The 21435-nt window shown below is 69.3% G+C and carries 23 protein-coding genes; 11 read left to right on the top strand and 12 right to left on the bottom strand.

The features are described 5' to 3' along the window. The first annotated feature begins 34 nt into the window (after positions 1-34). Positions 35-1546, top strand: a complete 1512-nt coding sequence (locus tag AC07F0_RS03775; RefSeq protein WP_478974943.1) for a glycosyltransferase family 87 protein — start codon at positions 35-37, stop codon at positions 1544-1546. 97 nt (positions 1547-1643) lie between these two features. On the opposite strand, the gene AC07F0_RS03770 is transcribed toward AC07F0_RS03775, so the two are convergent. From AC07F0_RS03770 to AC07F0_RS03760, 3 genes are all read right to left on the bottom strand, one after another. After that, a complete protein-coding gene (locus tag AC07F0_RS03770) occupies positions 1644-2675 on the bottom strand; it encodes an alanine racemase (protein WP_436728653.1) in 1032 nt (343 codons plus the stop codon). 99 nt (positions 2676-2774) lie between these two features. Further along, complete coding sequence (femX, locus tag AC07F0_RS03765; protein ID WP_355862012.1) at positions 2775-3896, bottom strand: peptidoglycan bridge formation glycyltransferase FemX; 1122 nt, start codon at positions 3894-3896, stop codon at positions 2775-2777. 166 nt (positions 3897-4062) lie between these two features. Beyond that, positions 4063-4380 (bottom strand): hypothetical protein, encoded by a 318-nt coding sequence (locus AC07F0_RS03760; protein WP_478973797.1) that lies wholly within the window; start codon positions 4378-4380, stop codon positions 4063-4065. A gap of 263 nt (positions 4381-4643) precedes the next feature. Here AC07F0_RS03760 and rpsF point away from each other — a divergent pair, with 263 nt between their 5' ends. The 4 genes from rpsF to rplI all read left to right on the top strand — a co-directional run bounded on the left by rpsF (position 4644) and on the right by rplI (position 6345). Next, positions 4644-4934, top strand: coding sequence for a 30S ribosomal protein S6 (gene rpsF, locus AC07F0_RS03755; RefSeq protein ID WP_003991486.1), 291 nt, complete (start codon positions 4644-4646; stop codon positions 4932-4934). Between the two features lie 71 nt (positions 4935-5005). Further along, positions 5006-5599, top strand: coding sequence for a single-stranded DNA-binding protein (locus tag AC07F0_RS03750; RefSeq protein ID WP_356928078.1), 594 nt, complete (start codon positions 5006-5008; stop codon positions 5597-5599). 44 nt (positions 5600-5643) lie between these two features. Further along, positions 5644-5880: a 30S ribosomal protein S18 gene (gene rpsR, locus AC07F0_RS03745; protein WP_003949403.1), complete on the top strand. Its 237-nt coding sequence runs from the start codon at positions 5644-5646 to the stop codon at positions 5878-5880. A gap of 18 nt (positions 5881-5898) precedes the next feature. Next, a complete protein-coding gene (gene rplI / locus AC07F0_RS03740) occupies positions 5899-6345 on the top strand; it encodes a 50S ribosomal protein L9 (protein ID WP_010032778.1) in 447 nt (148 codons plus the stop codon). Between the two features lie 121 nt (positions 6346-6466). Here rplI and AC07F0_RS03735 read toward each other — a convergent pair whose 3' ends face one another. Then, entirely contained in the window at positions 6467-7804 is a 1338-nt protein-coding gene (locus AC07F0_RS03735) for an MATE family efflux transporter (RefSeq protein ID WP_478973794.1), read from the bottom strand. Positions 7805-8264: 460 nt separating this feature from the next. Between AC07F0_RS03735 and dnaB the strand changes: the two genes are divergently transcribed. Next, entirely contained in the window at positions 8265-9746 is a 1482-nt protein-coding gene (dnaB, locus tag AC07F0_RS03730; protein ID WP_478973791.1) for a replicative DNA helicase, read from the top strand. 81 nt (positions 9747-9827) lie between these two features. Further along, positions 9828-11213, top strand: coding sequence for a serine hydrolase domain-containing protein (locus tag AC07F0_RS03725; RefSeq protein ID WP_478973788.1), 1386 nt, complete (start codon positions 9828-9830; stop codon positions 11211-11213). Between the two features lie 58 nt (positions 11214-11271). Here the strand turns inward: AC07F0_RS03725 and AC07F0_RS03720 are convergent, their stop codons facing one another. Beyond that, complete coding sequence (locus tag AC07F0_RS03720) at positions 11272-11724, bottom strand: N-acetyltransferase family protein (RefSeq protein WP_478973785.1); 453 nt, start codon at positions 11722-11724, stop codon at positions 11272-11274. Between the two features lie 40 nt (positions 11725-11764). Further along, positions 11765-12229 (bottom strand): MarR family winged helix-turn-helix transcriptional regulator, encoded by a 465-nt coding sequence (locus AC07F0_RS03715; RefSeq protein ID WP_478973783.1) that lies wholly within the window; start codon positions 12227-12229, stop codon positions 11765-11767. Positions 12230-12372: 143 nt separating this feature from the next. On the opposite strand from AC07F0_RS03715, the gene AC07F0_RS03710 reads away from it, so the two are divergent. After that, positions 12373-13581 (top strand): MFS transporter, encoded by a 1209-nt coding sequence (locus AC07F0_RS03710; protein ID WP_478973780.1) that lies wholly within the window; start codon positions 12373-12375, stop codon positions 13579-13581. A 242-nt stretch (positions 13582-13823) separates the two neighbouring features. Here the strand turns inward: AC07F0_RS03710 and AC07F0_RS03705 are convergent, their stop codons facing one another. Continuing rightward, a complete protein-coding gene (locus AC07F0_RS03705; protein ID WP_478973777.1) occupies positions 13824-14690 on the bottom strand; it encodes a GNAT family N-acetyltransferase in 867 nt (288 codons plus the stop codon). A gap of 554 nt (positions 14691-15244) precedes the next feature. On the opposite strand from AC07F0_RS03705, the gene AC07F0_RS03700 reads away from it, so the two are divergent. Beyond that, a complete protein-coding gene (locus tag AC07F0_RS03700; protein WP_478973774.1) occupies positions 15245-16897 on the top strand; it encodes a globin domain-containing protein in 1653 nt (550 codons plus the stop codon). A 13-nt stretch (positions 16898-16910) separates the two neighbouring features. Here the strand turns inward: AC07F0_RS03700 and AC07F0_RS03695 are convergent, their stop codons facing one another. The 5 genes from AC07F0_RS03695 to AC07F0_RS03675 form a co-directional block, all read right to left on the bottom strand. After that, a complete protein-coding gene (locus tag AC07F0_RS03695; protein WP_086560458.1) occupies positions 16911-17393 on the bottom strand; it encodes an NUDIX domain-containing protein in 483 nt (160 codons plus the stop codon). Between the two features lie 133 nt (positions 17394-17526). Further along, positions 17527-18432, bottom strand: coding sequence for a LysR substrate-binding domain-containing protein (locus tag AC07F0_RS03690; protein WP_086847956.1), 906 nt, complete (start codon positions 18430-18432; stop codon positions 17527-17529). A 197-nt stretch (positions 18433-18629) separates the two neighbouring features. Further along, positions 18630-19763, bottom strand: coding sequence for a cystathionine gamma-lyase (locus AC07F0_RS03685; protein WP_478973771.1), 1134 nt, complete (start codon positions 19761-19763; stop codon positions 18630-18632). Continuing rightward, positions 19760-20251, bottom strand: a complete 492-nt coding sequence (locus AC07F0_RS03680; protein WP_478973769.1) for a low molecular weight protein-tyrosine-phosphatase — start codon at positions 20249-20251, stop codon at positions 19760-19762. The genes AC07F0_RS03685 and AC07F0_RS03680 overlap by 4 nt, the downstream gene beginning before the upstream one ends. Before the next feature lie 6 nt (positions 20252-20257). Then, positions 20258-20635: a phage holin family protein gene (locus tag AC07F0_RS03675; RefSeq protein ID WP_436731549.1), complete on the bottom strand. Its 378-nt coding sequence runs from the start codon at positions 20633-20635 to the stop codon at positions 20258-20260. 60 nt (positions 20636-20695) lie between these two features. Here AC07F0_RS03675 and AC07F0_RS03670 point away from each other — a divergent pair, with 60 nt between their 5' ends. Together AC07F0_RS03670 and AC07F0_RS03665 are read left to right on the top strand one after the other, a co-directional pair. Then, positions 20696-21013, top strand: coding sequence for a cupin domain-containing protein (locus AC07F0_RS03670; RefSeq protein WP_010032823.1), 318 nt, complete (start codon positions 20696-20698; stop codon positions 21011-21013). Between the two features lie 167 nt (positions 21014-21180). Further along, the gene (locus AC07F0_RS03665) at positions 21181-21393 is read left to right on the top strand and encodes a DUF5326 family protein (RefSeq protein ID WP_020271174.1); all 213 of its coding nucleotides are present in this window, start codon (positions 21181-21183) and stop codon (positions 21391-21393) included. The last annotated feature ends 42 nt before the right edge of the window (positions 21394-21435 follow it).

The raw sequence follows: 21435 nt of genomic DNA, 5'->3' as shown, positions 1-21435 counted from the left end.
GGCCCTCGGCGTATTGATGGACGCGTACGGCAGGATGTGCGGCATGGCCAGTGCAGAATCGACGCAAGCGAGCGTCCACGAGCCGGACCCGGTGCGGCCGACCCAGGAGGACAAGGTCGCCGCGGCCGGCAGCGAGCTGATCGGCGGCCCGCTCGGGCGGCGTGCTGTGCTCGGGACGTCCTGGTGGACTCCCGTGCGGGTGATCGCACTGGTGGCGATCGGCATGTTCGCCCTCGGTCTGGTCCAGAAGGCGCCCTGCTACAACGGTGCCTGGTTCGTCGGTGCCAGCTCCCAGTACACGCACGCGTGCTACTCGGACATCCCGCACCTCTACCAGGGGCGCGGCTTCGCCGACGGGCTCGTGCCGTACTTCGACAAGCTCCCCGGCGACATGCAGTACCTGGAGTACCCGGTGCTCACCGGGGTCTTCATGCAGGTCGCCTCCTGGCTCACGCCCGGCAGCGGCACCATCCAGGCCCAGGAGCAGTGGTACTGGATGGTCAACGCCGGGATGCTGATGATCTGCGCGTCGGTCATCGCCGTCTGCGTGACGCGTACCCACGCCCGGCGTCCCTGGGACGGCCTGCTGATCGCCCTGGCACCCGCCTTCGCCCTGACGGCGACCATCAACTGGGACCTGCTGGCGGTCGCCCTGACGGCCGCGGCGATGCTGATGTGGTCGCGAGGCCGCTCCCTCGCCTTCGGCGTCCTCCTGGGACTCGCCACGGCCGCCAAGCTCTATCCCTTCCTGATTCTCGGGCCGCTGCTGGTGCTCTGCTGGCGCGCGGGCAAGTGGCGTGAGTTCGGGACGGCTCTGGGCGGGGCGGTCGTCGCCTGGGTCGTCGTGAACGGGCCGGTGATGCTCTTCGCGTTCGAGGGCTGGTCGAAGTTCTACACGTTCAGCCAGGAACGGGGCGTCGACTTCGGCTCCTTCTGGCTGATCATGGCCCAGAACTCGGACGACCCGCTGAGCACCGACACCGTCAACACGCTCGCCACGCTGTTGATGCTGGTGTGCTGCGCGGGAGTCGCCGTGCTCGCGCTGACCGCACCGCGCCGCCCGCGGCTCGCCCAGCTGGCCTTCCTGATCGTCGCGGCGTTCATCCTCACCAACAAGGTCTACTCCCCGCAGTACGTCCTGTGGCTGGTGCCCCTGGCCGCCCTGGCCCGGCCCAAGTGGCGGGACTTCCTGATCTGGCAGGCCTGCGAGGTGGCGTACTTCCTGGGGATCTGGCTGTACCTCGCGTACACGACCAGCGGAGACGCCCACAAGGGGCTCCCCACCGACGGCTACCACTGGGCCATCGGCCTGCACCTGCTGGGCACGCTGTATCTGTGCGTCATGATCGTGCGCGACATCTTCCTGCCGGAGCGGGATCCCGTCCGCCGGTCCGGGGACGACGATCCCTCGGGCGGAGTGCTCGACGGCGCGAAGGACGTCTTCGTCCTTGGTCCTGCGGCGCGTCCCGCCCGGCACGCGGCCGCTCAGTTCGACGGGCCGCAGGTCGAGTGGGGAAGGCACGGCGCAACGGGCGGTTCGCTCTGAGCGAACCCTGGGAAGGCCGTACAGACGATGCGAAGGCCGTACACGGTTCCCGTGTACGGCCTTCTTGCTGTGCTGGGCCCGTCGGTGCGGGTGCCGGTCAGCGGTCCACGATCCGGTCGAACTGCGTGGTGGTGTGCCGCAGATGGGCCACGAGCTCCTCGCCGACCTTCGGCTCCGGCGCGTCCGCGGGCACGAACAGGATCGAGACCTGCATGTGCGGCGGTTCGGCGAACCAGCGCTGCTTGCCGCCCCAGACGAACGGAGAAAGGTTCCGGTTGACCGTCGCGAGGCCGGCCCGGGCGACGCCCTTGGCACGCGGCATGACGCCGTGCAGAGCCTTGGGGGCCTCCAGGCCCACCCCGTGTGACGTACCGCCCGCCACGACCACCAGGAAGCCGTCGGAGGCCGCCTTCTGCTGCCGGTAGCCGAAGCGCTCGCCCTTGGCCACACGCGTGACGTCCAGGACCGCGCCGCGGTACTCGGTGGCCTCGTGGTCCCCCAGCCACAGCCGCGTGCCGATGCGGGCACGGAACCGGGTCTGCGGGAACTGCTGCTGGAGCCGGATGAGTTCCTCGGCCTTGAGGTGGCTGACGAACATGGTGTGCAGCGGCAGCCGGGCGGCGCGCAGCCGGTCCATCCAGCCGATGACTTCCTCGACCGCGTCCGAGCCGTCGGTGCGGTCCAGCGGCAGGTGGAGCGCGAAGCCTTCCAGGCGGACGTTCTCGATGGCGGCATGCAGCTGGGCCAGATCCTGCTCGCCGATGCCGTGCCGCTTCATCGAGGACATCACCTCGATCACCACACGGGCACCGACCAGGCCGTACACGCCGTCTATCGACGAGACCGAGCGGATGACCCGGTCCGGCAGGGGCACGGGCTCCTCGCCGCGCCGGTACGGCGTCAGCACCAGCAGGTCACCGCCGAACCAGTCCTTGATCCGGGCGGCCTCGTACGTCGTGCCGACGGCGAGGACGTCCGAGCCCAGCCGGGTGGCCTCCTCCGCCAGCCGCTCGTGCCCGAAGCCGTAGCCGTTGCCCTTGCAGACCGGCACGAGGCCGGGGAACTGCTCCTGCACGTGCTTGTGGTGCGCCCGCCAGCGCGCGGTGTCGACGTAGAGCGTGAGCGCCATGGCCGGACCTGGAACCTTTCTCGTGGTTGCCGTTAAGCAGTGGTTGCCGTGTGTCAGAGGGTGCCGTGTGTCAGAGGTATGGAAGCACTGAACGTGACATCAGCGGCGCGACATGTAGATGTCGAGCGCCTTGTGCAGCAGCTTGTTCAGCGGGAAGTCCCACTCGCCGAGGTACTCGGCGGCCTGGCCGCCCGTGCCCACCTTGAACTGGATCAGACCGAAGAGGTGGTCGGTCTCGTCCAGCGAGTCGGAGATGCCGCGCAGGTCGTAGACGGTGGCGCCGAGCGCGTAGGCGTCGCGCAGCATCCGCCACTGCATCGCGTTCGAGGGCCGGACCTCACGGCCGATGTTGTCGGAGGCGCCGTAGGAGTACCAGACGTGCCCGCCGACGATCAGCATCGTCGCCGCCGACAGGTTCACGCCGTTGTGCCGGGCGAAGTACAGCCGCATGCGGTTGGGGTCCTCGGTGTTGAGGGCCGTCCACATGCGCTGGAAGTACGACAGCGGGCGCGGCCGGAAGTGGTCGCGCACGGCCGTGATCTCGTACAGCCGCTGCCATTCCTCGAGGTCCTGGTAGCCGCCCTGGACGACCTCGACGCCGGCCTTCTCGGCCTTCTTGATGTTGCGGCGCCACAGCTGGTTGAAGTTCTTGTGGACCTCTTCCAGGGAACGGTTGGCCAGCGGCACCTGGAAGACGTAGCGGGGCTGGACGTCGCCGAAGCCGGCGCCGCCGTCCTCGCCCTGCTGCCAGCCCATGCGGCGCAGTTTGTCGGCGACCTCGAAGGCGCGCGGCTCGATGTGGTCGGCCTCGATGTCGCGCAGCCGCTTCACGTCGGGGTTCTGGATGCCCTGCTTGATGGAGGTGGCCTCCCAGCGCCGGATGACCACCGGCGGGCCCATCTTCACCGAGAAGGCGCCCTGCTGCTTCAGGTGCGCCAGCATCGGCTCGATCCAGTCCTGCAGATTCGGCGCGAACCAGTTGATGACCGGGCCCTCGGGCAGGTAGGCGAGGTAGCGCTTGATCTTGGGAAGCTGCCGGTAGAGGACCAGACCGGCACCGACCAGCTCGCCCGTCCTGTCGTCGAACCACCCGAGGTTCTCGGAGCGCCACTCCGCCTTGACGTCAGCCCAGGCCGGGACCTGCATGTGGCTCGCCGACGGCAGGCTCTGGATGTAGGCCAGATGCTGCTCTCGACTGATGGTCCTCAGGGTCAGGCTCATTTCGGGGCGCTCCTCGGGCTGGTGTGTCCCCATGGGGTCAGGGGCTCCGGCTCTCGCGCGAAGCCTACTGCGCCTTGGATGCGCGCCGGTTGGGCGTACGGAACCTCGCCCCGGCCCGTGAGCGGCCGGGGCGGCACCCGGTGTTCAGAAGGGGATGTCCCTGGCGTCAGTCGATGAGACCGCCGAAGAGACCGCCGTGCGCCATTCCCAGGAAGAAGCCGACGCCCGCGGCACCGAGGCCGAGGATCAGGCCGAAGCGCTCCCTGGTCGTCTCCGAGACCCACTGGCCGTACGCGCCGGTGATGATGCCCACCAGGCCGGTCCAGGAGCTCAGCAGATGCAGGTCCTCGTCGACGAGGGCCGTGATGAACGACGTGATGCCCAGCACCAGGGTCACCGCGAGCAGGGTGTCCTGGAGGGGGTGGGGCTTGCCGTCCGTGGCGAAGAGGCCGCCGGCGGTGTTGGGTCGCAATGCCTGTGCCATAGGGCACCTCCTGCGAGAGTCGGCGCTTCGTAGCGCCATACACACCCGATGTGTACAGATTGGCTGCCCTCGCGGCCGGATTTCAACCGCAAGCCACTATGCGGGTAGTCTGTACCGTCCGCACCGGTGTCTGCCCATGTCACGACGGGGGTTTCTCGACAGAACCCCCGACTGTCAGTGGTGGCCGATACCGTTGCTACGCATCACAACCCTCCTGCCACGGAACGACCGTGGCCGCTGAGTCCAAAGGAGGTGGGTTCCACATGCGTCACTACGAGGTGATGGTCATCCTCGACCCCGACGTCGAGGAGCGCGCTGTCTCCCCGCTGATCGAGAACTTCCTCTCCGTCGTCCGTGACGGCGGCGGAAAGGTCGAGAAGGTCGACACCTGGGGTCGTCGTCGTCTCGCGTACGAGATCAAGAAGAAGCCCGAGGGCATCTACTCGGTCATCGACCTTCAGGCTGAGCCTGCGGTCGTCAAGGAGCTCGACCGCCAGATGAACCTGAACGAGTCGGTCCTCCGGACCAAGGTCCTCCGTCCCGAGACCCACTGAGCTCTTCCGCTCAGCTGATTCCGGGATTCGAGTAGCAAGCAGCCAGAGCAAACCCGCCGAGAGGTTCCCCCATGGCAGGCGAGACCGTCATCACGGTGGTCGGCAATCTTGTCGACGACCCCGAGCTGCGCTTCACCCCCTCCGGTGCGGCCGTCGCGAAGTTCCGTGTCGCGTCCACTCCCCGCACCTTCGACCGCCAGACGAACGAGTGGAAGGACGGCGAGAGCCTGTTCCTGACCTGCTCGGTCTGGCGTCAGGCGGCGGAGAACGTCGCCGAGTCGCTCCAGCGAGGCATGCGCGTCATCGTGCAGGGCCGGCTGAAGCAGCGGTCCTACGAGGACCGTGAGGGTGTCAAGCGCACGGTCTACGAGCTGGACGTCGAGGAAGTCGGCGCCAGCCTGCGCAACGCCACGGCCAAGGTCACCAAGACCACCGGCCGCGGTGGCCAGGGCGGCTACGGCGGCGGTGGCGGTGGCGGCCAGGGTGGCGGCGGCTGGGGCGGCGGCCCCGGTGGCGGCCAGCAGGGCGGCGGCGCTCCCGCTGACGACCCGTGGGCGACCGGCGCTCCCGCCGGTGGCAACCAGGGCGCCGGTGGCGGCTGGGGCGGTGGCTCCGGCGGCACCGGTGGCGGTGGCGGCGGCTACTCGGACGAGCCCCCCTTCTAGGGCGGGCTCGCACCCCAACTTCTTGATCACACAGGAGATACACCATGGCGAAGCCGCCTGTGCGCAAGCCGAAGAAGAAGGTCTGCGCATTCTGCAAGGACAAGGTCACGTACGTGGACTACAAGGACACGAACATGCTGCGGAAGTTCATTTCCGACCGCGGCAAGATCCGTGCCCGCCGCGTGACCGGCAACTGCACGCAGCACCAGCGTGACGTCGCCACGGCCGTCAAGAACAGCCGTGAGATGGCGCTGCTGCCCTACACCTCCACCGCGCGATAAGGGAAGGGTGACCGACACATGAAGATCATCCTCACCCACGAGGTCTCCGGCCTCGGTGCCGCGGGCGACGTCGTCGACGTCAAGGACGGTTACGCTCGCAACTACCTGATCCCGCGGAAGTTCGCTATCCGCTGGACCAAGGGCGGCGAGAAGGACGTCGAGCAGATCCGTCGTGCTCGCAAGATCCACGAGATCCAGACCATCGAGCAGGCCAACCAGGTGAAGGCCCAGCTCGAAGGCGTCAAGGTCCGCCTGGCTGTCCGCTCCGGCGACGCCGGTCGTCTCTTCGGTTCCGTCACCCCGGCCGACATCGCTTCCGCGATCAAGGCTTCCGGTGGCCCCGAGGTCGACAAGCGCCGCATCGAGCTGGGCTCGCCGATCAAGACGCTGGGCGCTCACGAGACGTCCGTGCGTCTGCACCCCGAGGTTGCCGCCAAGGTCAACATCGAGGTCGTCGCGGCCTGAGTGCCGCGCTCGCTGAAGCAGTGAGCGATGGGGCCGCACCCTTCGGGGTGCGGCCCCATCGTCGTTTCACGTGAAACGCGGTGTTTCACGTGAAACAGTGAGCGTGGGCCCAGCCCGGCGGTCAGCGGGTCGCGCCCGTCACGATCCAACGGCCCGAGCGGGTGCGGAGCCAGAGCGTCAGCATCCGCACCGTCATCATCAGCGTCATGGTGGCCCAGAGAGCGGTGAGCTCACCTCCGAGTACCGGCACCAGCAGGGCGACCGGGGTGAACACCGCCAGAGTGATCAGCATCGCCCAGGCCAGGTAGGGGCCGTCACCGGCGCCCATCAGGACCCCGTCCAGGACGAAGACGATCCCCGAGATCGGCTGCGAGAGGGCGACGATGAGCAGGGCTGGCAGCGCCGCGTCCTTGACCGCCGAGTCACTGGTGAACAGGGGCAGGAACGCCGGTCGAGTGATGACGACCAGGATGCCGAGGACGACCCCGACGGCGATACCCCACTCGACCATGCGACGGCAGGCATCGCGGGCCCCTTGTGCGTCACCGGCTCCGAGATAGCGGCCGATGATGGCCTGCCCAGCGATGGCGATGGCGTCGAGGGCGAAGGCGAGCAGGCTCCACAGGGACAGGATGATCTGGTGTGCGGCGATGTCGGCATCCCCGAGACGGGCAGCGACCGCCGTGGCAATCATCAGGATCGCCCGCAGGGAGAGCGTACGAACCAGCAGGGGCACACCGGCCTGTGCCGAGGCCCTGATCCCGGCGGCATCCGGGCGCAGCGAGGCACCGTGCTTGCGTGCCCCGCGCAGGACCATGGCGAGGTAGACCACGGCCATGCCCCACTGGGCGATGACGGTGCCCCAGGCGGAGCCGGCGATCCCCAGGTCGGCGCCGTAGACGAGCCCCGCATTGAGGGCGCCGTTGGCGACGAAGCCGGCGACGGCCACGTAAAGAGGGGTTTTGGTGTCCTGGAGACCGCGCAGGACGCCGGTCGCGGCGAGGACGACGAGCATGGCCGGTATGCCGAGCGCGGAGATGCGCAGGTAGGTGGTCGCGTAGGGAGCCGCCGCGTCCGAAGCGCCGAAGAGATCGACGACGCCGGACGCCGTCGACAGGACGACGGCGACGACGGCAGCACCGAGGAGCAGGGCCAGCCAGATGCCGTCCATGCCTTGGCGGATGGCGGCCTGAAGATCGCCCGCGCCGACGCGCCGGGCGACCGCCGCTGTCGTGGCGTAGGCGAGGAAGACGAAGACACTGACGGCGGTCATCAACAGGGCCGATGCGACGCCGAGGCCGGCGAGTTGGGCCGTACCCAGATGGCCCACGATGGCGGTGTCGGCCATGAGGAAGAGGGGCTCGGCGACGAGGGAGCCGAAGGCCGGCACGGCCAGAGCGACGATCTCTCGGTCGTGCTGTCTTCGGCCGGTTCTGCGGCGCGTGGGGGCCTGTGTCATGTGCACCAATCTAATCGTCCACAGGTAAGAGATGCAACGGCGTTGTGTCCCTTACTTTCCGTCCAGAGGTGCGCACTGCCGTGCACTGTTCGAAGTGATCTCGCGCCGGTTGGGGAAGTTTTTCTTCTGCACAGCCGGTGGACGGCAAAGTCGCAGGTCAGGGCCCTCCCTTCAAGGCAGGTCGAAGCTTGTTCACAGGCCTGTCCACCGGGTCGTGCACAGGTTTTGAGGAGTTCTCCACAGCATCTGGGCCGTCGTCCACATGGCCTGTGGATAACCAGATTGGCTGACGGTGCCGAGAGGCCTAACGTGGTCCGGCGCCCACTCCGTCTGCCGGTTTTCAAAACGTCACAAAACCGGCGTTGGCCAACCGGAGTTGGGCGTCTCATTTGTCAGTGCCGTGCCGTAGAAAAGAGGGGCACGGCGAGGTCTGCTGCGGCGGACGGGAGGAGGTGGCTCGGTGAGCATTTCCGAGCCCTTGGACGACCCGTGGGCCGACAGCGGTCCCAGTGATCGTCTGCCCGCCTCCCGCCGACGTGGCGAGGGAGCCCGAGGCCGGGACGAGCAACACGAGCGCGGCAGGGACAGCCGGGCATGGGACGGCGGTGCCGCCCCGGCGTTCGAGCGGGTACCGCCGCAGGACATCGAGGCCGAGCAGTCCGTCCTCGGCGGCATGCTGCTCTCCAAGGACGCCATCGCCGATGTCGTCGAGATCCTCAAGGGCCACGACTTCTACAAGCCGGCCCACGAGACGATCTACCAGGCCGTCCTCGATGTCTACGCCAAGGGCGAGCCGGCCGACCCCATCACGATCGCGGCCGAGCTCACCAAGCGCGGCGAGATCAACAAGATCGGCGGGGCCTCGTATCTGCACACCCTCGTCCAGACGGTGCCCACCGCCGCCAACGCCGCCTACTACGCGGAGATCGTCCACGAGCGGGCCGTGCTGCGCCGCCTGGTCGAGGCGGGTACGCGCATCACGCAGATGGGATACGCGGCCGACGACGACGTCGACGAGATCGTCAACCGCGCCCAGGCGGAGGTCTACGCGGTCACCGAGCAGCGGACCAGCGAGGACTATCTGCCGCTCGGCGACATCATGGAGGGCGCGCTCGACGAGATCGAGGCGATCGGCTCGCGCAGCGGTGAGATGACGGGTGTGCCCACGGGGTTCACGGACTTCGACTCGCTCACCAACGGGCTGCACCCGGGCCAGATGATCGTCATCGCCGCGCGTCCGGCCATGGGTAAGTCGACGCTCGCCCTGGACTTCGCGCGGGCCGCCTCGATCAAGAACAACCTGCCGAGCGTGATCTTCTCGCTCGAAATGGGGCGCAACGAGATCGCGATGCGTCTGCTGTCCGCCGAGGCGCGGGTCGCCCTGCACCACATGCGGTCCGGCACGATGACGGACGAGGACTGGACGCGGTTGGCACGGCGGATGCCGGATGTCTCGGCGGCCCCGCTCTACATCGACGACTCCCCCAACCTGTCGATGATGGAGATCCGCGCCAAGTGCCGCCGCCTCAAGCAGCGCAACGACCTCCGGCTTGTGGTCATCGACTACCTCCAGCTGATGCAGTCCGGGGGGTCCAAGCGGGCCGAGAGCCGTCAGCAGGAAGTCTCGGACATGTCCCGTAATCTCAAGCTGCTGGCCAAGGAGCTGGAGATCCCGGTCATCGCGCTCTCCCAGCTGAACCGTGGTCCCGAGCAGCGCACGGACAAGAAGCCGATGGTCTCCGACCTGCGTGAGTCCGGTTCCATCGAGCAGGACGCCGACATGGTCATCCTGCTGCACCGCGAGGACGCCTACGAGAAGGAGTCGCCCCGCGCGGGCGAGGCCGACCTGATCGTGGCCAAGCACCGAAACGGCCCGACGGCGACGATCACGGTCGCCTTCCAGGGCCACTACTCGCGGTTCGTGGACATGGCGCAGACCTGATCCAGTACCAGCGCAGACCTGATCCGGTGCCGACGGCGAAATAAGGTCGACTCACCGGGCCGGGCCAGGTGGACTGGGGCCATGACGACACCTCAGGAAGAGCTGCTTCCCGCCACGAGCCGTGCGCTGCTGCACCGGATCGCCGTGGCACAGGCCGAGGGACGGGCGCCGTCGCTGGTCGCGGCCGTCGTCCGGGACGGGCGCGCTGTGTGGCACGGCGCCCGGACATCGGTGGCCGGTCAAGAGCCCGACGAGCACGTCCAGTACCGCATCGGCTCGATCACCAAGACCTTCACCGCCGTTCTCGTGATGCGTCTGCGGGACGAGGGGCTGCTCGGGCTCGGGGATCCGCTGGAGAAATACGTGCCGGGTACCGGCGCGGGGGAGGCCACCATCGCCGAACTGCTCGCCCACACGGGCGGGTTGGCGGCCGAGTCGCCCGGGCCGTGGTGGGAGCGCACGCCCGGGTCCCTGCGACCGGAACTGTCCGACGTGCTCGGCGAGCAGCCTCTTCTGCACCCCGTCGGCCGGCGGCATCACTACTCGAACCCCGGCTACACACTGCTGGGCGCGCTCGTCGAGGAGCTGCGGGGGGTCTCCTGGGAGGAGGCACTACGGCGTGAAGTGCTCGAACCACTGGGGCTCGATCGAACCGGCGTGCGACCCGAGGCCCCGCACGCGGGTGGCTGGGCCGTGCACCCCTGGGCCGACGTGCTGCTGCCCGAGCCCGCCGAGGACCTCGGCCGTATGGCACCCGCCGGTCAACTATGGTCGACCACGGCAGATCTGGCCCGGTTCGCGGCTTTCCTGCTGAGGGGCGACGAGAGGGTGCTGAACGCCGAGTCCCTGCGGGAAATGCGGACTCCGGCGGCTCCGCCGGAAGCCGCGGACGTGATGTCCGGTGACGCCTACGGCCTCGGCATGCAGGTGCAGAGCCGCCACGGCCGACTGCTCGTGGGGCACAGCGGGTCCCTGCCGGGATTCCTGGCGAGCGTGAGCATCAGCGTGGAGGACGACGTAGCGGCGGTCGTGCTGGCCAACTGCACCTCGGGCCTTCTGGTGTCCGGCGTCTGCGCCGATCTCGTCCGTATCGTCGCTGAGGCGGAACCGCGCATTCCCGCTCCGTGGAGGCCACTGCCGGAGGTCGACCCGTCGGTGTTGGAGCTGACGGGCCAGTGGTACTGGGGGACGTACGCCTTCGCCCTGCGGCTCACGGCCGACGGGCTCGCCTCGCTGGAGCCGCTGTCCGGCAACGGGCGCCGCTCGCGGTTCCACCCGAACGGCGACGGCACCTGGACCGGGCTGGAGGGCTACTACGCGGGAGAGCTGCTGAAGGCTGTACGGCGGCCGGACGGGTCCGTGAGCCACCTGGACCTCGGCTCGTTCGTGTTCACGCGGCAGCCATACGACGAGGCGGCCCCTGTGCCGGGTGGGGTCGATCCCGAGGGGTGGCGCGGCATCGGTTAGGCGGTGACACGGGTGGGCGCGCTGTTTCACGTGAAACAGCGCGCCCACCCGCATGCGGTCACAGCGGGAGCTTGAAGCCCGTGTGGGAGGCCGTGAAGCCGAGCCGCTCGTAGAAGCGGTGGGCGTCGGTGCGGGTCTTGTCGGAGGTCAGCTGGACCAACTGGCATCCCTGGCGCCGGGATTCGTCGATCGCCCACTCGATGAGCTGTGTTCCCAGGCCGCTGCCGCGCTCATCGGCATGGACGCGCACGCCTTCGATGATCGACCTGGTCGCGCCGCGTCGGGACAACCCGGGAATGACCGTGAGCTGGAGCGTTCCGATGACGCGGCCTTCCCGGACCGCCACGACCAGGCGCTGGTTGGGGTCGGCCCTGAGCCGTTCCAGCGCGGTCAGGTACGGAGTCAGGTCGTCAGGCGACTCACGCTGGGCGCCCAGGGGGTCGTCCGCGAGCATGGCGACGATCGCCGGGACGTCGCCGGAGGCCGCGGGGCGTATCTCAAGATCTCCCATGACCGCACCCTACGCACGGACGCCCGGTGCGGAGGCCGACTTATGCGGGCACCGGGGCCTTCAGCGTCTCCACGACCCGGACCAGCGGGGCAAGCTCGGGATTCTTCGCCGCCTCGTCGAGGGCCTCACGCAGGGCGGCGTCGTTGGTCGGCCGGGCCTCTTCGAGGAGCTTGAGGCCCGCCTCGGTGACGTTCGTGTAGATGCCCCGGCGATCGGTGGGGCAGAGGTAGCGCTCCAGGAGCCCGCGGTCCTCGAGCCGGGTGACCAGACGCGTGGTGGCGCTCTGGCTGAGAACGACCGCGTCGGCGACCTGCTTCATCTGCAGATGCCCTCCGTCCCCGTCGTGCTGCCGGCTGAGGACGTCGAGCAGGGAGTACTCGCGTGCGCTCAGGTCGTGCTTGGTCTGCAGGGCCCGCTCGATGTGGGCCTCGATCCTCCCGTGCAGCAGGGAGAGGGCGCACCAGCTCTGGGCGAGAGCGGTGAGCGCGGGATCCGTCGCTGTCATTGGCGTTTCCTCCGTCCCGGAGCGGCTGACACCCAGGATAGAGCAGGACCGCAATTGACGGCGTTTGCCTATAGCCCGCGTGTGCAACTATTGTGGGCGCATGCAAAGCGCTCCTGCAATCGTCTGGGAAGGTGTACCTCTCCATGCCTCTCGCGCTTCTGGCCCTCGCGATCGGGGCCTTCGGAATCGGAACGACCGAGTTCGTGATCATGGGCTTGCTGCCCGAGGTCGCGGGCGACTACGGGGTCTCCATTCCCACCGCCGGGTACCTGGTGACCGGCTATGCGCTCGGTGTCGTGTTCGGCGCCCCGCTGATGACGGTGCTGGGCACCAAGGTCTCCCGCAAGCGCATGCTGATGCTGCTCATGGGCCTGTTCATCGTCGGGAACTTGCTCTCGGCAGTCGCTCCCGCCTTCGCGGTCATGCTGATCGGCCGGATCGTCGCCTCCCTGGCCCACGGTGCCTTCTTCGGTATCGGCTCGGTCGTCGCGGCCGACCTCGTCGCCCCGGACAAGAAGGCCGGAGCCATCGCGATGATGTTCACCGGCCTGACCGTGGCCAACGTCGTCGGCGTGCCGGTGGGCACACTCGTCGGGCAGTCCGTCGGCTGGCGGGTGACCTTCGGCATCGTCGCCGCCCTCGGCGTCGTCGGCCTGGCCGGCATCGCCCGGCTCGTCCCCGACATGCCCAAGCCGGAGGGAGTGCGCTTGGGGCACGAGCTCGCCGCGTTCAAGAACGTGCAGGTGCTGCTCGCGATGGCGATGACCGTCCTCGGCTTCGGCGGTGTCTTCGCGGCCATCACCTACATCGCGCCGATGATGACCCACACCGCGGGCTTCGCCGACGGCTCCGTCACCTGGCTGCTGGTCCTCTTCGGCCTCGGCATGGTCGGCGGCAACCTCGTGGGCGGCAGGTTCGCCGACCGCGCCCTGATGCCGATGCTCTACGTGTCCCTGGGCGCCCTGGCCGTCGTCCTGGCTCTGTTCACCCTGACCGCGCACGACAAGCTGCTGTCGGCCGTCACGGTCGCCCTGATCGGCGCCTTGGGCTTCGCCACCGTCCCGCCGCTCCAGAAGCGGGTCCTCGACCAGGCGCACGGAGCCCCCACGCTCGCCTCCGCCGTGAACATCGGCGCCTTCAACCTCGGCAACGCGCTGTCCGCCTGGCTCGGCGGCCTCGTGATCGCGGCGGGCTTCGGTTACACCGCCCCCAACTGGGTCGGCGCCGCCCTGGCCGCGGGAGCCCTGCTCCTGGCCTTCCTCTCGGCCGGCCTGGAGCGCCGCACGGGTGCCCCCAGCACCGTCGTCACGGGATCAGCGCCGGCCGAGCAGCGGACCGCCGTCCACCACTGAGCCACCTGGCCAGGCTCATCGCCTTCCCTCACCCCGGACCAGCACCTGGTACACGTCTTCCAGGAGAACCCCCTCATGAGCACCACCACCGCAGTCGCCCCGCTGACGGCGGTGCGCCGGAGCAGGACCACGCCTTCGCCGCGGCCGGCCGCCGTGGAGGCCCTCGCCTGACCGGGCCCCTTTTAGTGAGACGACGCCGGCTCCCGATGCCTGGGGAGCCGGCGCTGTCGTATCGGGGTGGTTCAGCCCGCCGCGACCGTGACCGGGGCGAACCGACGGCTCCAGTCCCCGGGCAGCTCGGTGATCCCGTAGGTCATCACCGAGTTGAAGGCCACGGACGCCAGACCGCGCTCCTTGGCCCACGCGAGCAGCTCCGTGTGCCGTACGTCGATGTCGGTGCGCAGGGGACGGTCCGTGTGGGCGGCGAGGGAGGTGATGAGGGCCTGGGCCACCGACGTGTCACGCGCGATGACCGGACCGACGACATGAGTGTCCATGTTCGGCCAGGCGGCCGCGTATCCGATGATCCGCCCGTTCTCCTCCGCCACGCGCAACTGGTCGGCGAAGGCCGGCAGTCGGGTGACGATGTGGGTGCGGTCGGTCCCGAACGCCTGCTCGTCGAGCCGGAGGATGGCGCAGAGGTCTTCGGCGGTCGCGGCACGGGTGGTGACCACCGGCTGCGGCCCGCCAGGAGTGAAACGCCCGCTCACCATCTCCGCCCGCCCGGTGACCTTGAAGCCGAGTTCCTCGTAGAGGGGCCGGCCGTACGGCGTCGCATGCAGGGTGAGGGGCGTGGTGCCCATCGCGGAGACGACGTGGTGCATCAGCCGGCGCCCCACGCCCTGTCGGGCATGCCGTTCGGCGACGAGGACCATGCCGATCGCCGCGAGGGCGGGGCGCTCCTGCGGTCCGTACTCGGTGACGACGCAGGCACTCACGAGGCCGCCGTCGGGGGCGTCGATGCCATAGCCCCTCCCGGCCGTGAGGAGGAAGCCCCACTTGTGCTCCTCCCGTGGCCACCCCCGGTCCTCGGACAAGTCGGCGCAAGCGGCGAGATCGCGGAGCGTCAGACGGCGGATGGGCAAAGAGGCAAGGGAAGGAGTCGGCACGCAGGTCAGGCTGTCCGACGGGAGCCCCTGACGTCCACCTCTTTCCGTAGACACACACGAGCTTTTGGCCAGTTGTAGCCCCCTGCACAGAGCGCGGACAGACGCCGGACGTTTCACGTGAAACACAGGCGCGTCGCCCGGCGGTTGACCACGCTCATGATTCGCGCCGTGCCCTCATTCGTGACGAGGCAAGGGGGGACTTGTGTGCACAGCGGTGGCCGGTAGGGTCGACTCCGGTTCACGTCCGGGGCGGCTGACCCGTTCTGCGTGGGCCGCGTACAGGGCAATGCAGCCTAACGGGACGGAGAGATCGAAAACCCGCGTTTCCGGTTATGCGACTGAGCTGCCCAGGCGGGGTAGGAGGCTCAGGGAGTACTGCGGCCAATGTCACACTCTTGCCTTACTTGTCCGTACAGAGCCGGAACACAGGTTGAATGTGGCCGCATTGGCCGCGACACCGGATGGGCACGCCGTCCGTCCACGGGGGAAAGCAGGCACCTTCCGACTGGGGAAGTGCGCAGACCGACCGAAAGATGTTCGAGGCGAGGCACACCATGGACGCTCCGACCACCACGTCGGCCGACAACGGCACTTCTGGCGGCGGGGGCGACTGGTTCACGCCCCGCAACAAGCCGACGACGACGCCGGACAACGAGTCCGGGACGCCGGACAACGAGTCCGGGACGCCGAACAACGGGACCGGGATGCCAGACAGCGACTCCGGGATGCCGGACGGCCGTCGCCCCGCGGTGATACGCCCGGTGGGCCGGCAGACGGCCGCCCCGGGAGCGCCGGCGGACGGCACGGCGGCCCCGCCCGCCTCGGCGACGGACGGCGCGAGCACCGGTGTGCCGGACCAGGAGCGCGAATCCCGCGAATCCCCGGACGCGATACCCGGGCCCGCCCCCACGGCACCGCACTCCGTCCCCTCTCCCGAGGCCTCCTCGCCACGACCCGCGCCCGCGACGGGAACACCGCCTCCGGCGCCCTTCGCCTCCGCCACGGCTCCTCCTGCCGAGCCGCGCGTCCCCGCCCAGCGGCCCGCACCGATGTCGTCCCCAGGGCCGGACGCTTCCGCCCCGGCCGGCCAGGCCTCCCCGGACGCCATCCTCGTTCGCCGCGCCATGGCAGAGGTCACGCCGGTGGCCGACAAGGTCACCTCGTACTTCTACGCCCTGCTCTTCGTCCGCTACCCCGACCTGCGCCCGCTCTTCCCGGCCGCGATGGACACCCAGCGGGACCGGCTGCTCAGGGCACTGCTCACGGCCGCCGAGCACATCGACAACACCGATGTCCTGGTCGACTACCTACGCAACCTCGGCCGGGGCCACCGCAAGTACGGGACGCGGCCCGAGCACTACCCGGCCGTCGGCGAATGCCTGATCGGCGCGCTGAGCAAGTACGCCACCGGGGTCTGGGACGCGGAGATGGAGGCGGCCTGGGTCCGGACGTACACGACGATCTCCCAGATCATGATCGACGCGGCGGCCGCCGACGAACTGCGTGCCCCGGCCTGGTGGTACGCCGAGATCGTCACGCACGACCTCAGGACCCCGGACGTCGCCGTCGTCACCGTCCGCCCGGACCAGCCCTACCCCTTCCTCGCCGGGCAGTACACGAGCCTGGAGACACCCTGGTGGCCCCGGATATGGCGGCACTACTCCTTCGCCTCGGCACCCCGCTCCGACGGTCTGCTGTCGTTCCACGTGAAGGCCGTCCCGGCGGGCTGGGTCTCCAACGCCCTGGTGCACCGCGCCCGCCCCGGTGACATCGTCCGGCTCGGCCCGCCCGCGGGTTCCATGACCGTGGACCACACCACCGACAGCGGGTTGCTCTGTCTGGGCGGCGGCACCGGCATCGCGCCCATCAAGGCGCTGGTCGAGGACGTCGCCGAGCACGGCGAACGCCGGCCGGTCGAGGTCTTCTACGGGGCCCGCACCGACCATGACCTGTACGACATCGACACCATGCTCCGCCTCCAGCAGAGTCACCCCTGGCTCTCGGTCCACGCGATCATCGACCAGCTGGCACACCAGCAGCTTCCGGACGCAGTACGCGCCTACGGGCCGTGGAACGAGTTCGACGCCTATCTCTCGGGCCCGCCGGGGATGATCCGCAATGGTGTGGACGCCCTGCGGGACATCGGAATCCCGTCGGAGCGCATACGGCACGACTCCGTCGAGGAGCTGGCCGCGGCCGGGCCCTGACCCGCCGCCGGTGTCAGCCCAGGTCGGGAGCGTGCATGGCACGTACGCCCTCGATGTTGCCGTCCAGGTAGTGCCGCAGCGACAACGGAACCAGATGAACCGAGGCGATGCCGACCCGGGTGAAGGGCACGCGCACGATCTCGTACTCGCCGACCGGCTCGTCCACCTCGGGGCCGTGGCGGAGGGAGGGATCCATGGACTCCAGGCGGCAGACGAAGAAGTGCTGCACCTTCACACCGGTCGCGCCGCCGTCCTCCCCGATGTGCTCCACGGTGTCCACGAAGCAGGGCACCACGTCGGTGATCTTCGCGCCCAGTTCCTCGTACACCTCGCGGTGCAGGGCGTCGACGACGGTCGAGTCGTCGGGCTCGACCCCGCCGCCGGGCGTGAGCCAGTAGGGATCCATGCCCGGTTTGGTGCGCTTGATCAGGATCAGGTCGTCCCCGTCCAGCAGAACGGCACGGGCGGTGCGCTTGACCACGGGTCGGACGGTCATGGGTGAAATGTGGCCCGGCTGGTTCCACGTGAAACATCGCGAAAAGTCACCGGTCGAGCTCTCAGAGTGAGGCACCTGCCCGGCAGCCGACCTGCGCGCCCGCGCTACCCGGCACCCGCCCTCGGGCGCCTCCTCAGCACCAGTCGGCCGCCGCCCGCTGCAACCACTCGTGGGCCCGCGCGATATGAGGCATGGCGAGCGTCCCGGTGCGCACCACCAGGAAGTACGTACGCAGCGGCGGCACCGCCGGCTCGTGCAGGGCGACGACGTCACCCCGCTCCAACGCGGCCGCGCACAGATAGCGCGGCAGCACCGCCAGACCCGCGCCCGCGACCGCGCACGCCAGAACCGCACGCAGGTCCGGGACGACGACGGTGCCCGGGGCGGCCGGGCGCGAGTCGAAGACGGAGGCCCAGTAGCGGGAGACGAAGGGCAGCGACTCGTGCACCTCCACCACGGGCACCTGCTCCAGGGCCGGTTCCGGCTTGCGGTCCGGCTGCCCGGCGCCGATCTGCTCGGCCCAGCGCGGGGCGGCGACCAGGACGTGCTCCTCGTCGCAGAGCGCGGTCGCCGTGAGCAGGGCGCCGCGCGGACGGGCCGTGCTGATGGCCAGATCATGGTGCCCGGCGGAAAGCCCTTCCAGCGTTTCCTCGGCGTTCCCGAAGGAGGCGCGCAGAGCGAAGCCCTGGCCGTCCTCTCCGGTCAGCTCCGTGAGGGCGGGCAGGGCTCGTTCGGCGGTGAACTCCGGGGGGCCGGCCAGATGCAGCGTCCGTAAGGAGGAGTCGTCGTCGAGGCCGGTCTCGGCTATCTCCACCAAGGCGTCGAGATGCGGGGCCGCCTTGTGGGCGAGTTCGTCACCGATGCTGGTCGGGGTCACACCGCGGGCCTGCCGCAGGAACAGGGGGCGGCCCAGTTGCCGTTCCAGCGTGCGGATCTGCGAGGTGACGGCCGGCTGGGAGAGGCCGAGCAGGGCGGCGGCGCGGGTGAAGGAGCCGGCCCGGTGCACGGTCACGAAGGTCCGCAGCAAGGCCAGATCCACCGCGCAGTCTCCCCTCTTCGGCCCCGCTCCCAGCCCCCCGGCCGCGCCCAACTATAAATAAGTCGATAGGTCTCTGTCGCTACTGTGATTGGACACTGACAGAGAGTCAACTAGCCTTGGTCGCGCGGTTCTTGCGCGCGGAACCGGGGGACGGTCCGAGCCACGAGGGGGGAGGCTCGGACCGTCCGTGGGGAATGTCAGGCTGCCGACGCGTCCAGCGCGCGCAGCACATCGGCCACCAGGTCCTGCGGATCCTCAGCGCCGACCGAGAGGCGGATGAAGCCCTCCGGCACCGCGTCGCCGCCCCAGCGTCCGCGCCGTTCGGCCGTGGACCGCACTCCGCCGAAGCTCGTCGCGTCGTCCACGAGCCGCAGGGCGTCGAGAAAACGGTCGGCACGGGCGCGCGTGGGCAGCGCGAACGACACCACGCAGCCGTAGCGCCGCATCTGCTGCGCGGCGATCTTGTGGGCGGGATCGCAGGGAAGTCCGGGGTAGCGCAGGCCGGTCACCTCGGGCCGCTCGCGCAGTGCCTCGGCGACCGCCAGCGCCGTCGCGCTCTGCCGGTCGACGCGCAGCTGGAGCGTCGCGATGGAGCGGTGCGCGAGCCAGGCCTCCATAGGCCCGGGAATCGCACCGACGATCTTGCGCCAGCGGCGTACGGCGGTCATCGCCTCGGCGTTCCGGCCGACGACGTAGCCCAGGAGGATGTCGCCGTGCCCGCTGAGCTGCTTGGTGCCGCTGGCCACCGCGAAGTCGGCGCCGAGCTCCAGGGGGCGCTGGCCGAGCGGTGTCGCCAGGGTGTTGTCCACGGCCACCAGGGCGCCATGCGCGTGTGCCGCCTCCGCGAGCCGCCTGATGTCGCACACGTCGAGGCCGGGGTTCGACGGCGTCTCGATCCACAGCAGCTTCGCACCGTCGAGGACGTCGAGCTGGGCGTCATCACGGGTGGGCGCGGTGCGCACCTCGATGCCGTACGCCTCCAGCTGGGCGCGGACCAGGGGCAGCGCCTGATAGCCGTCGTCGGGCAGGACGCACACGTCCCCGGCGCGCAGCTGGGAGAAGAGCACCGCCGACGTAGCGGCCATGCCGGAGGCGAACACGAGCGTCTCGACGTCGTCCTGACCGGGCGCCTCCAGCTCCCCGACGGCGCCCTCCAGCAGCGTCCAGGTCGGGTTCTCGTCGCGGCCGTAGGTGTAGGGGCCGGTGGGCTCGCCCGGCAGGTGGTAGTGGGCGGCGAAGACAGGTCCGGGCAGGGTCGGCTCGTACTTGGCCGGCTCGGGCAGCCCGGCCCGCACCGCGCGCGTGCCGTCACCCGTCGCGGATTCGCTCATGCCGCCCGTCCCTCCACGTCCTCACGCACCGCGGCGAGCAGACCGGCGCTCGCCGTCTCCACCATCTCAAGGCACTCCTCGAAGCCCTCGGCGCCCCCGTAGTACGGGTCCGGTACGTCGAGGTCGTCGCCGGCCGCGGGGTCGTACGAACGCAGCAGACGCACCTTCTGCGCGTCCTGCTCCGTGGGCGCGAGACGGCGCAGCGCCCTGAGGTGGCCGGAGTCGAGGGCGACGACGAGATCGAGGTGGGAGAACCATGACGGCTGGAACTGCCGGGCCGTGTGGCCGGTGGCGTAGCCGTTCTCCGCGAGGACGGCCACCGTGCGGGGGTCGGCGCCGTCGCCCTCGTGCCAGCCGCCCGTGCCGGCGCTGTCGACCTCGACCAGGCCGTCGAGACCGGCCTCCGCCACGCGCGCGCGGAAGACGATCTCGGCCATCGGGGAACGGCAGATGTTGCCCGTGCAGACGAAGCAGACGCGGTAGGTCATGCGCGTTCAGTCCTTGTCGGGCAGGACGACGTGCAGCGCCCAGGAGACGACCGAGATGATCAGGCCGCCCAGGACTGCCGTCCAGAAGCCCTCGACGTGGAAGCTGAGGTCGAGCTTGTCGGCCAGCCACGAGGTGAGCAGCAGCATCAACGCGTTGACGACCAGGGTGAACAGGCCCAGCGTCAGGATCAGCAGCGGGAGGCTGAGGAGCTTGACGACCGGCTTGACCAGGAAGTTCACCAGGCCGAAGATCAGCGCGACGATAATCAGGGTGCCGGCCTTCTTGCCCGTGCTGTCACCGGTCAGGGTGATCTTGTCGAGCAGCCATACGGCGACCGCCAGGGCACCCGCGTTGGCGATCGTCTTGACTACAAAATTCATCATGTGTCTGATCGTGGCAGACCTGATCGGACATGGGGACACGAGGCAGGGGCGGACGAAGCGATGAAGGCATTCCGGCTGGACGAACTGGAGGCGGAGCGCGCCGCCAACGAGGGCGCCTACCTGCAGTTTCTGCGGGAGCAGAACATGTCGGTCGGCCTGTACGCCCTCGACGCGGGCGACCAGGATCCACAGAAGCCGCACAATCAGGACGAGGTCTACTTCGTAGTGAGCGGCCGTGCCGCGATCACGGTCGGCCTGGAGACGACGCAGGTGGCGCGCGGCAGCGTGATCTACGTACCTGCCGGTGTCGCGCACAAGTTCCACCACATCACCGAGGACCTGAGGGTGCTCGTGGTCTTCTCTCCCCCCGAGAGCTGACGAGCCCTCTCGGGGTTCCCTAGGGGATCGGTCAGGGGAGGACAAGGGGTGCGAGGCCCCCGCAGGGCCCCCTCCCGGACCTAGCATCGAGTGCAGGACGTCAAGAGATCCAGAAGAGACCGACAGGGCCCGGCACTCGAACGGGTGGAGAGGTAAGGACGAGGGCGATGCGAGAGATCTTCACGGGACTGCCGTGGTGGGTGAAGTGGATCGCGGTGCCGGTCATCGCCCTGGTCGTGTTCGGCGGGCTGATCGCCAGCGTGGTCGGCTTCGTCATCGGACTGCTCTTCAAGGTGCTGGTCTTCGTGGCACTGGTCGGCGGACTGATCTACGTCGTACGGAAGTTCACGTCGAGCTCCTCGTCGCGCAGCGACTGGTGAGACCGGTGGGAAACCGGTGGGGGTAGGGGGAAACACCCGGAG

This window comes from Streptomyces sp. NPDC045955, from assembly GCF_056430805.1.
The sequence above is the reverse complement of the archived record's forward strand: the minus strand, read 5'-3'. Positions and strand labels throughout refer to the sequence as shown.

Excerpts from the sequence above, each read along its gene's own strand:
- AC07F0_RS03720 (WP_478973785.1), bottom strand. The coding sequence starts at position 11,724 with ATGGGAGATCTTGAGATACGCCCCGCGGCCTCCGGCGACGTCCCGGCG.
- AC07F0_RS03670 (WP_010032823.1), top strand. The coding sequence starts at position 20,696 with ATGAAGGCATTCCGGCTGGACGAACTGGAGGCGGAGCGCGCCGCCAAC.
- AC07F0_RS03680 (WP_478973769.1), bottom strand. The coding sequence starts at position 20,251 with ATGACCTACCGCGTCTGCTTCGTCTGCACGGGCAACATCTGCCGTTCC.
- AC07F0_RS03695 (WP_086560458.1), bottom strand. The coding sequence starts at position 17,393 with ATGACCGTCCGACCCGTGGTCAAGCGCACCGCCCGTGCCGTTCTGCTG.
- rpsF (WP_003991486.1), top strand. The coding sequence starts at position 4,644 with ATGCGTCACTACGAGGTGATGGTCATCCTCGACCCCGACGTCGAGGAG.
- AC07F0_RS03735 (WP_478973794.1), bottom strand. The coding sequence starts at position 7,804 with ATGACACAGGCCCCCACGCGCCGCAGAACCGGCCGAAGACAGCACGAC.
- AC07F0_RS03770 (WP_436728653.1), bottom strand. The coding sequence starts at position 2,675 with ATGGCGCTCACGCTCTACGTCGACACCGCGCGCTGGCGGGCGCACCAC.
- AC07F0_RS03760 (WP_478973797.1), bottom strand. The coding sequence starts at position 4,380 with ATGGCACAGGCATTGCGACCCAACACCGCCGGCGGCCTCTTCGCCACG.
- femX (WP_355862012.1), bottom strand. The coding sequence starts at position 3,896 with ATGAGCCTGACCCTGAGGACCATCAGTCGAGAGCAGCATCTGGCCTAC.
- AC07F0_RS03715 (WP_478973783.1), bottom strand. The coding sequence starts at position 12,229 with ATGACAGCGACGGATCCCGCGCTCACCGCTCTCGCCCAGAGCTGGTGC.
- AC07F0_RS03750 (WP_356928078.1), top strand. The coding sequence starts at position 5,006 with ATGGCAGGCGAGACCGTCATCACGGTGGTCGGCAATCTTGTCGACGAC.
- AC07F0_RS03725 (WP_478973788.1), top strand. The coding sequence starts at position 9,828 with ATGACGACACCTCAGGAAGAGCTGCTTCCCGCCACGAGCCGTGCGCTG.
- AC07F0_RS03775 (WP_478974943.1), top strand. The coding sequence starts at position 35 with ATGTGCGGCATGGCCAGTGCAGAATCGACGCAAGCGAGCGTCCACGAG.
- rplI (WP_010032778.1), top strand. The coding sequence starts at position 5,899 with ATGAAGATCATCCTCACCCACGAGGTCTCCGGCCTCGGTGCCGCGGGC.
- AC07F0_RS03685 (WP_478973771.1), bottom strand. The coding sequence starts at position 19,763 with ATGAGCGAATCCGCGACGGGTGACGGCACGCGCGCGGTGCGGGCCGGG.
- AC07F0_RS03710 (WP_478973780.1), top strand. The coding sequence starts at position 12,373 with ATGCCTCTCGCGCTTCTGGCCCTCGCGATCGGGGCCTTCGGAATCGGA.
- rpsR (WP_003949403.1), top strand. The coding sequence starts at position 5,644 with ATGGCGAAGCCGCCTGTGCGCAAGCCGAAGAAGAAGGTCTGCGCATTC.
- AC07F0_RS03675 (WP_436731549.1), bottom strand. The coding sequence starts at position 20,635 with ATGATGAATTTTGTAGTCAAGACGATCGCCAACGCGGGTGCCCTGGCG.
- AC07F0_RS03700 (WP_478973774.1), top strand. The coding sequence starts at position 15,245 with ATGGACGCTCCGACCACCACGTCGGCCGACAACGGCACTTCTGGCGGC.
- AC07F0_RS03665 (WP_020271174.1), top strand. The coding sequence starts at position 21,181 with ATGCGAGAGATCTTCACGGGACTGCCGTGGTGGGTGAAGTGGATCGCG.